Source organism: Methylobacterium sp. WL6 (assembly GCF_008040095.1).
Lineage (GTDB): Bacteria > Pseudomonadota > Alphaproteobacteria > Rhizobiales > Beijerinckiaceae > Methylobacterium.
Window position 1 is genome coordinate 1 of the sequence record NZ_VRVH01000180.1, and the last position, 9139, is coordinate 9139.

Annotated in this window: 7 protein-coding genes and 2 pseudogenes; 3 read left to right on the top strand and 6 right to left on the bottom strand. The window is 72.5% G+C overall.

What is annotated here, in order from left to right; translation table 11 throughout:
* The 3 genes and pseudogenes from FV230_RS19445 to FV230_RS30365 form a co-directional block, all read right to left on the bottom strand.
* Positions 1 to 250 (bottom strand): glycosyltransferase (locus FV230_RS19445; protein ID WP_147729612.1); only part of this gene is annotated, 250 nt, incomplete at its 3' end.
* A pseudogene (locus tag FV230_RS19450) lies at positions 247 to 1914 on the bottom strand (glycosyltransferase family 39 protein); the annotation flags it as partial. The pseudogene FV230_RS19450 and the gene FV230_RS19445, both read right to left, overlap by 4 nt.
* Positions 1915 to 2214: 300 nt before the next feature.
* Positions 2215 to 2709 (bottom strand): annotated as a pseudogene (locus FV230_RS30365) (alpha-hydroxy-acid oxidizing protein); the annotation flags it as partial.
* Between the two features lie 133 nt (positions 2710 to 2842).
* On the opposite strand from FV230_RS30365, the gene FV230_RS19455 reads away from it, so the two are divergent.
* A complete protein-coding gene (locus tag FV230_RS19455; RefSeq protein ID WP_147843558.1) occupies positions 2843 to 3637 on the top strand; it encodes a flagellar hook basal-body protein in 795 nt (264 codons plus the stop codon).
* A 26-nt stretch (positions 3638 to 3663) separates the two neighbouring features.
* Here the strand turns inward: FV230_RS19455 and ntrC are convergent, their stop codons facing one another.
* The 3 genes from ntrC to dusB are packed head-to-tail and all read right to left on the bottom strand — an operon-like array spanning position 3664 to position 7321.
* The gene (gene ntrC / locus FV230_RS19460; protein WP_147728390.1) at positions 3664 to 5127 is read right to left on the bottom strand and encodes a nitrogen regulation protein NR(I); all 1464 of its coding nucleotides are present in this window, start codon (positions 5125 to 5127) and stop codon (positions 3664 to 3666) included.
* A gap of 5 nt (positions 5128 to 5132) precedes the next feature.
* Positions 5133 to 6290 (bottom strand): ATP-binding protein, encoded by a 1158-nt coding sequence (locus FV230_RS19465; RefSeq protein ID WP_187274736.1) that lies wholly within the window; start codon positions 6288 to 6290, stop codon positions 5133 to 5135.
* Positions 6291 to 6316: 26 nt separating this feature from the next.
* Positions 6317 to 7321, bottom strand: coding sequence for a tRNA dihydrouridine synthase DusB (dusB, locus tag FV230_RS19470; RefSeq protein ID WP_147843559.1), 1005 nt, complete (start codon positions 7319 to 7321; stop codon positions 6317 to 6319).
* 177 nt (positions 7322 to 7498) lie between these two features.
* Between dusB and FV230_RS19475 the strand changes: the two genes are divergently transcribed.
* Both FV230_RS19475 and FV230_RS19480 read left to right on the top strand, forming a co-directional pair.
* Complete coding sequence (locus FV230_RS19475; protein WP_147843560.1) at positions 7499 to 8806, top strand: bifunctional 2-C-methyl-D-erythritol 4-phosphate cytidylyltransferase/2-C-methyl-D-erythritol 2,4-cyclodiphosphate synthase; 1308 nt, start codon at positions 7499 to 7501, stop codon at positions 8804 to 8806.
* Positions 8807 to 8873: 67 nt separating this feature from the next.
* On the top strand, positions 8874 to 9139 hold a 266-nt coding region (locus tag FV230_RS19480; RefSeq protein ID WP_147843561.1), incomplete at its 3' end, for a nicotinamide-nucleotide amidohydrolase family protein.

The window sequence follows — 9139 nt, forward strand, 5'->3', positions numbered from 1 at the left end:
CCCCGCTGCGCACCGCCGCCGACTGCCCGCCGCTGCGGGCGTGGCGCAGCACCCGCAGCCAGGGCCGGCCCTGACGTGCGGCGTCGAGTGCGGCCGGCGTCGCATCGGTGGAGCCGTCGTCGACGTAGATCACCTCGAAGGGCGCCAGCGCCCCGCAGGCGGCTTCGATCTCGGCGACGAGCCCCGCGATGTTGCCGGCCTCGTTCTTCACCGGCACCACGATGCTGAGGCGGGGAGACGTCGCGTTCATGGGGTCACCGTCTGAGCCGTGGGCGTCACCGCGTAGGCGGTGAGGTCGACCCGGCGGCCGGCGTTGATGTTGAAGCCCGACACCTGCCCCACCGCCTTCGGGCCGACGCCGCCGACGGGCCAGGCATCGGCGAAGTCGGCGGCCGAGCGCTGCTCGACGAAGACGAGGCGGCAGCCGCCCGCATGGAGGAAGGCCAGCGCGTCGGCGCCGGTGTTCGGGGTGGCGAGGTCGGTGCCGATCAGGAACACCAGGCTCGGCTCGCGGTAGCCGAGGCTCGCGACCTGCGGCCGGCACGGCAGCGCGTCGCGGATCGCGGCGAGCCGGTTCGAGACCTTCAGCGCCGGGATCTCGGTCTGCGCCAGCCCGAGCACCGCGGGCGAGAGCACGCAGGCGGAGAGGATCGCGAACACCATCGCCCGCTCGGCGCCGTTCCGCGCATAGGCCATCCAGGCGGCCAGCGCGAGCGCGCAGGCGGCCCCGAGCAGCGGCAGCGACAGCACGGGCAGCACCCGGTCCAGGCGCCACGCGACCACGGCGAGGCCGATCGTCAGCCCGATCGGGATCGCCGGCACCAGCAGCGCCATCGCCCGCGCGCCGCGCCGCGTCGGATCGAGGGCGCCGGCCCGGAGCGCCAGCACGGTGAGGATCGCCACCATCGGCATCAGCGGCAGGACGTAGTGCGGCAGCTTGGTCGGCACGGCCTCGAACATCAGCCACGCCGGCACGATCGACGCGACCAGGAACGCGACCGCATCGTCCCGGCGACGGCGCCACGCGAACGGGATCGCCAGAGCCGCGAAGGCGGCACCGGGCCAGAAGGTCGCGAAGAACACCAGCGCGTAGGTGCCGGGCGGCGCCCAGTGCTTCTCCTTGGCGCTGCCGACCTTGGCCAGCATGTCGTGGCCGACCGCCTCGGTGAAGAAGGCGCTGCCGCTGCGCCAGGCGATCGCCAGGAACCACGGGGCGACGACCGCGACGACGATCGCGAGGCCGGACCACGGCCGCAGCGCCAGGATCCAGCGGCCGGAGCGCGCCTTCCACGACAGGGCCAGCATCGGCAGGCCGACGAAGAGCGGCACCATCGGCCCCTTCACCAGGATGCCGATCGCCAGGCCGAGCCAGAACGCGAGCCGCCCCGCGGTCGATGGGCCGGGGCCGGAACGCCCGAGCCAGGCGCGGGCGAGCGCGCCGAGCGACGCGATCGCGCACGCGGTCAGTAGCGCGTCGGTCTTGGCGAGATGCGCCTCCGCCGCGAGCATCAGGCAGGCGCCGAACAGGGCGGCCGCGAGGAAGGCGCCGCGCCGCGGCAGGAAGACGAGCGCCGCCCAGTAGGCCAGGAGCACGGCGGCGGTCGCGCCGACGAGCGAGGGGATGCGGTAGAGAGCGATCTCGGTTCGCGCCTGGGGCACCCCGAGCGCCTCGCCGGCCGCCACCGCCGCGGCCTGGGCCCAGTAGATGCCCACCGGCTTCTTGTGCCGGGCCTCGCCCTGGAAGCGGATGTCGACGCCGTCGCCGGTCTCGAGCATCTGCTTCGACGCCTGGGCGAATCGCGGCTCGTCCCGGTCCATCGGCTGGAGCGAGATCTGGCCGGGCAGGAAGCAGACGAGGCAGAGCGCCACCAGCCAGGCGCAGGCCCGCGCGTGGCTCGCCGACACGGTGTTCAGGAGGAAGTCGCCGAACGCGAAGCCGGGCCCGGTGGCCGGGACGGGCCGCGTGGCCGGGACGGGTCGCCGCGCGGCTTGGCTGGGGATCATGAGCGCGGTGCGGAACGGGAGGAGGGGGCCGAGAAGGCGGTCATGCGCGGCTCCGGAACCGGCAACCGGCCTCGTCGTTCGGTCGATGCCCAGACGGCCGGCGGTGTCGATGATGCGGCCGGGATTGTCAAATGCCGGCCCCGCCGCCCGAGGGACGGGGCCGGCCGCGCGGCGCGTGTCAGGCCCGGTCGACGCCGCGGCGCCGATCCCGGCGGTCGTGGTGGCGCCGATCTGGCGCATGATCGTCCCGAACTCGCGCTGCATGATGGCGAGCACGGCGGCGACCCAGGGCTCGCCGAAGGCGGCCAGCCCCCAGACGGAGGGGCGGCCGATGCACACGGCGGTGGCGCCGAGCGCCAGGGCCTTGAGCACGTCGGTGCCGCGGCGGAAGCCGCCGTCGATCAGCACGGGCACGCGGCCGTTCACCGCCGTCACGATCTCCGGCGGCACGCCGATCGTGGCTTGCAGGCTCGCCTCGGCCCGGCCGCCGTGGTTCGACATGATCAGCGCATCGACGCCGTGGTCGAGCGCGCTCTTCGCGTCCTCCCTCGTGACGATGCCCTGGAGCACGAGCTTGCCCTTCACGAGGCCGCGCAGGCGCCGCACGTAGTCCCAGGTCATGCCGGTGCCGTGTCCGAGCGCCGCTAGTTCAGTCGTTTCCAAATGTTTCCAAGATGTCGAGCTTCGCTTCCAGGGCGAGCTCATGCCAGCTCAAGACATAAATCGTTACACACCGCGTATTAACGATGAAATCCTCAAATCAGGGTGGCCGGGGAATGGTCGGCCGACGTTCTGGTCGGGCCCGGTTGCACCGGGCCGTTCTTGATGGAGATCCGCGATGAGCCTGATGGATGCGCTCTCGAACGCCATCACCGGGACCTCGGCCCAATCCTTCGCGCTGAACAACATCTCGGGGAACATCGCCAACAGCACCACGGCCGGCTTCAAGAGCACGGATACGAGCTTCGCCGACATGCTGGCGCAGACCGAGGCCGGGACGCAGCCCGCCGGCGGCGTCGCGATCAGCACGCGGTCGAACCTGGGGCTCCAGGGCACGGTGGCGTCGACCGGCATCGCGACGAACCTCGCGATCGGCGGCGACGGCTACTTCGTGGTCCGGCAGAATCTCGGGACCGCGTCGGCGCCGAGCTTCGGCTCGGCGCTGGCCTACACCCGGCGCGGCGACTTCGCGCCGGATGCGAGCGGGTACCTCGTCAACGGGGCCGGGTACTACCTGTTCGCCGGGGCCTCGACGGGCGCGCCGGTCCAGGTGTCGGCCACCGCCACGAGCGCGCTCTCCAGCCTGTCGGTCTCGCCCGCCGGCGCCCTCACCGGCACCCTGTCGGACGGCAGCACCCAGGCGCTCGGCACCCTGGCCCTGGCCCAGTTCGGCGCGCGGGACACGCTCGCCTCGCTCGACGGCGGCGCCTTCGTCGCGACCGCGAGCACCGGTGCGCCGAGCTTCGGCCTGAACGGCGCGACCGTGACCGGCGGCTCGGTCGAGCAATCGAATGCGAGCATCTCGGACCAGTTCTCCAAGATGATCGAGACGCAGCAGGCCTATTCCTCCAACACGAAGGTGATCAGCACTGTCAACGAGATGCTGCAATCGGCCATCGCGATGTACGTCTGACGCGGCGCGCGCCGCTACCCGTCCGCCTAGCGCGCCGTTCGGAACACCTGCAGGTCGAGGTCGCGCACCTTCTTGCGCAGGGTGTTGCGGTTGACGCCCAGAAGCTCCGCCGCGCGGATCTGGTTGCCGCGGGTGGCGGCGAGCGCCGCGCCGATCAGCGGGCCTTCGATCTCGCGCAGGATCCGGTGATACAGGCCGGGCGGGGGCAGCGTGTCGCGGTATCCGGAGAAGTAGTCCGAGAGGTGGCGCTCGACCGCGCCGGACAGGGTCTCGTTGTCGGCGCCGGCCTTGCGCGCGGTGCCGTTCCCGGCCGAGGCCGGGGGGCTGAGCGGCAGCGTGTCGAGCTCCGCCTCGATCACCGGGCCGGTGATGGTCTCCTGCGGGTAGAGGGCGGCGAGCCGCCGGACGAGGTTTTCCAGCTCGCGGACGTTGCCGGGCCAGCGGTAGCGCTTCAGGCGCTCCATCGCCTCGCCGTCGAGCATCTTCCGCGTGAGGCCCTCGCGCTCGACCTGGATGAAGAAGTGGCGGACGAGGTCGGGCACGTCCTCGGACCGCTCGCGCAGGGCCGGCAGCCGCAGCGGCACGACGTTCAGGCGGAAGAACAGGTCCTCGCGGAAGATGCCCTGCTGGATCGAGATCCGCAGGTCCTTGTTGGTCGCCGCGATGATGCGGACGTTGGTCTTGATCGGCACCCGGCCGCCGACGGTGGTGTACTCGCCCTGCTGCAGCACGCGCAGCAGCCGGGTCTGCGCCTCCATCGGCATGTCGCCGATCTCGTCGAGGAACAGCGTGCCGCCCTCCGCCTGCTCGAAGCGGCCGGCCGAGCGCTGCAGCGCCCCGGTGAAGGCGCCCTTCTCGTGGCCGAACAGCTCCGATTCGATCAGGTCGCGCGGGATCGCGGCCATGTTGACGGGCACGAACGGGCCGGTGCGCCGGCGGCCGTAATCGTGGAGCGCGCGGGCCACCAGCTCCTTGCCGGTGCCGGACTCGCCGGTGATCATCACGGTCAGGTCGGTCGGCATCAGCCGGGCGAGCGCCCGGTAGATCTCCTGCATCGCCGGCGAGCGCCCGACCAGCGGGATATCTTCGTTGTCGGGCGGCGCGGCGGCGGCGGCCGTGCCGCGTGGGCGCGACAGCGCCCGGCCGACGATGGCGATCAGCTCCTTCAGGTCGAAGGGCTTGGGCAGGTACTCGTAGGCGCCGCGCTCGGAGGCGCGGATCGCGGTCATGAAGGTGTTTTGCGCGCTCATGACGATGACCGGCAGCTCCGGCCGCACCCGCTTGATGCGCGGCAGCAGGTCGAACACGTTCTCGTCGGGCATCACCACGTCGGTGATGACGAGGTCGCCCTCCCCTTGCGCCACCCACCGCCACAGGGTCGCGCAGTTGCCGGTGGAGCGGACCTCGTAGCCGGCCCGCGACAGCGCCTGGTTCAGGACGGTGCGGATGGCGGCGTCGTCGTCCGCGACGATGATGTGGCCGTTGGGCATGACTCTTACTCGGGCTCCGCGACCGCTTCGCGCCCGTCGCGGGCGCTCGACATGGGCAGGAGGATTCGGAAGGCGGTGCGGCGGGGCGCGGGATCGCACTCGACGATGCCGCCATGATCGCCGACGATCTTCGCGACCAATGCAAGACCGAGGCCGGAGCCTTGCGCCTTCGTCGTCACGAACGGGTCGAACAGATCCGGCAGCAGCTCGGCCGAGATGCCCGGGCCGTTGTCGCGCACCGCCACCTCGATCGGCAGGCTGACGCGCTCGCGCGAGCCCGGGACCTGAAGCCGCAGGCCGGTGCGGAACGCGGTCGACAGGGTGATCTCGCCGTCGACCGCGTCGGCGCCGATCGCTTCCGCCGCGTTCTTCACCAGGTTCAGGATCACCTGCACGAGCTGATCGCGGTTGCCGAGCACCGGCGGCAGCGACGGATCGTAGGTCTCGACGAAGCGGATGTGGCGCCCGAACCCGGATTGCGCCGAGCGCTTCACCTGATCGAGCACGCCGTGCACGTTGACCGGGCCGCGCTCGACCGGGCGCTCGTCGCCGAACAGCTCCATCCGCTCGACGATCCGCACGATCCGGTCGGTCTCCTCGCAGATCAGGCTGGTCAGCACCCGGTCCTCTTCCGGCCCCGACTGCTCGAGCAGCTGGGCCGCGCCGCGGATGCCGGCGAGCGGGTTCTTGATCTCGTGGGCGAGCATCGCGCCGAGCGCCACCATCGAGCGCGCCGCGCCGCGATGCGTCAGCTGACGGTTCATCTTGTCGGCGATGGTGCGCTCCTGGAGCATCAGCACCACCGCCTCGCCGTCGTCGCCGAGCGCGGTGGCGAACACGTCGACGCTGCGCTCCGCGCCCGAGCGCGGTTGCGTCAGCTCGACCCGGTACTCGCTGACGCTGGACCCGCGCCGGCGCACCTCGGCCACCAGCGCGATGATCGGCGAGGCGAAGGGGATGATGTCGCGAAGCCGGCGCCGCTGCATCAGCCGGGCGGAATAGTCGAAGAACGTCTCGGCCGCGTGGTTGCAGTGCATGATGCGGTCGTCCGCGCCGATGGTCAGCACCGGCAACGGCAGGGCGTTGATCACCGCCTCGGCGCTCGGCATGCCGCGGGGTTTCGCCGCGGGCTCCTTGGCGGCGGGGTCGAGACCGATCGGCATCGCCTCGTCCCTGGGTTCCCCGTCGCTCATGCGGCCTCCGCGATCGCTGGGGCGGCCTCGAAGGCGGCGCGCAGGAGCCGGTCCGCCACCTCCGGGTCGGTGGTGGTCAGGAGCCGCGTGCGCTCGGCCGCATCGAGGCCGCCCGCCGCGTCGGCATAGGCCGCCAGATGCTTGCGGGCATGACGCACGCCCATCGCTGCGCCGTAGAGCGCGATCAGCCCGGCATAATGCGCCGCCGCCAGCCCCGCCCGGGCCGACCGCGACAGCGTCGGCACCGGGCGCCCGGCCAGCCCCGCGGCGAGGGCGCCGACGAGCCAGGGCCGCCCGACCGCCGCGCGGCCGACCATGATGCCGGCAGCACCCGAGGCCGCCAGGCATGCCCGGGCGCTGGAAAGGTCCGTCACGTCGCCGTTGGCGATGACGGGGATCGACACCGCCGCGACGACCGGCCGGATCGCGTCCCAGTCGGCGCTGCCCTTGTAGAATTGCTGCCGGGTGCGACCGTGGACGGTAACCGCGTTCAGCCCCAGCGCCTGGGCCCGGCGGGCGAGCTCCGCGGCGTTCAGGCCGTGGTGGTCCCAGCCGAGGCGCATCTTCACCGTCACCGGGATCGACACCGCCTCGCGCACGGCGCCGAGGAGGCGGGCCGCATGGTCGAGGTCGCGCATCAGCGCGGAGCCCGAGGCGATGCCGGTGACGATCTTGGCCGGGCAGCCCATGTTGACGTCGATCACGTCGGCGCCGTTCGCGGCGGCGATCCGGGCGGCCTCGGCCATCGGCTCGGGGGCGCAGCCGGCGAGCTGGACGATGTGCGGCGCGATGCCCGACCCTTCCGCCCTGAGCCGCGCCTCCTCCGAACCGCGCGCGAACTCGGCCGCCGCCACCATCTCCGACACCACCGCGCTCGCGCCGGCACCCTGCGCGATGCGGCGCATGTGCAGGTCGGTGACGCCCGACAGCGGCGCCAGCAGCGCCACCGGATCGACCGAGCGCTCCCCTCGCAGGACGCTCAAATAATGATCAGCCATCATTCTGCACAACAAATAGACAAAACCAGCCCGGCGCAAGCCCCCGGGCGAGGGTTGGGCGGGGAACCGCGCGATTTGATTTCGCTTCATCCCCCGCATAAACGACAGGCAGATTTTTGAGGACCCGAACCGGCCGCATGGCAGGCGGTCTCGGCCCCGGCACGACGGAAACCCCCAGGCATGTCCGAACCCGGATCGAGCGTCGCCGCCGTCGTCGTGGCGGCCGGTCGCGGCATCCGCATCGGCGGCGGGATGCCCAAGCAGTACCGTCGCGTCGGCGGGCAGGCGGTCCTCACCCGCACCCTCGACGCCCTCGGCCGCGACCCCGTGATCGGCCGGATCCAGGTGGTGATCGCCGCCGACGCGGCCGCGTTCTACGACACCTGCCGCGCCGAGCTCGCGCCCGCCATCGCCGACAAGCTGCTGCCGCCGGTCGAGGGCGGGGCGACGCGCCAGGATTCGGTCCGAGCCGGGCTCGAAGCGCTCGCGGCGGCGGGCGCGCCGGACGTGGTCCTCGTCCACGACGCGGCCCGGCCCTTCGTCGATGCCGGGCTGATCGCCCGCGCCGTCGCCGCCGGGCGCGACCACGGCGCGGCGGTGCCGGGCGTGGCCGTCGCCGACACGATCAAGCTCGTGGACGAGCAGGGCGGCATCGGCCGCGTGCGCGAGACGCCGGCCCGCGAGCACCTGCGCGCGGTGCAGACGCCGCAGGCCTTCGTCTTCGGGACCTTGCGCGACGCGCACCGCGCCGCCGCCGCCGAGGGCCTGCACGGCTTCACCGACGACGGCGCCCTCGCCGAATGGGCCGGCCTCGCCGTGGTGGTGTTCGCCGGCGACCCGAAGAACCGCAAGATCACCCAACCCTCCGACCTGATCGAGGCCGACCGGGCCTTTTCCGGTTCGGGCGAGGAGACGGCGAAGGACAGTGCGAAGGACATCGCCATGACGACCTACGTGACCCGCCTCGGCACCGGATTCGACGTGCACGCCTTCACCGACGGCGACCATGTCTGGCTCGGCGGGGTGAAGATCCCGGCCGACCGCGGGGTGCTCGCCCATTCGGACGGCGACGTCGCGCTGCATGCCCTCACCGACGCGCTGCTCGGCGCCATCGCCGACGGCGATATCGGCACCCATTTCCCGCCCTCGGACGAGCAGTGGCGCGGGGCGTCGTCGGACCGGTTCCTGGCCCATGCCTGCAAGCTGGTGCGCGACCGCGGCGGTCGCATCGACCATCTCGACATCACGGTGCTGGCGGAAGCGCCCCGCATCGGCGCCCACCGCGAGACGATCCGCGCCCGCATCGCCGAGATCTGCGCCGTGCCGCTGACCGCGGTGTCGATCAAGGCGACGACCACGGAGAAGCTCGGCTTCGTCGGCCGCGCGGAAGGCCTCGCGGCCCAGGCCGCCGCGACCATCCGCCTGCCGGAGGAGGTGGAGACGAGCCCGGTTGACGCCCAGGCCGAGACGGCCATGCGCCAGGGCTGACGGTTGGGCGGACGCGCGTCCGCTGCATCATCCGAAGGCCGCTTCGAACGAAAAAGGGATTCGCGCGATGTTCGACGACGCCCTCCTCGCCCGCGCCACCGCCCTGGTCGGGGCCTACGCCGAGGCCGGCACCCGGATCGCGACGGCCGAATCCTGCACCGGAGGGCTCGTCGCCGGGTTGCTGACGGCGGTGCCCGGCTCGTCGGCGGTCGTCGAGCGCGGCTTCGTCACCTACTCGAACGAGGCCAAGTCCGAAGCGATCGGGGTGCCCGCCGCACTCATCGGCGCGCACGGCGCCGTCAGCGAGGCGGTCGCCCGCGCGATGGCGGGCGG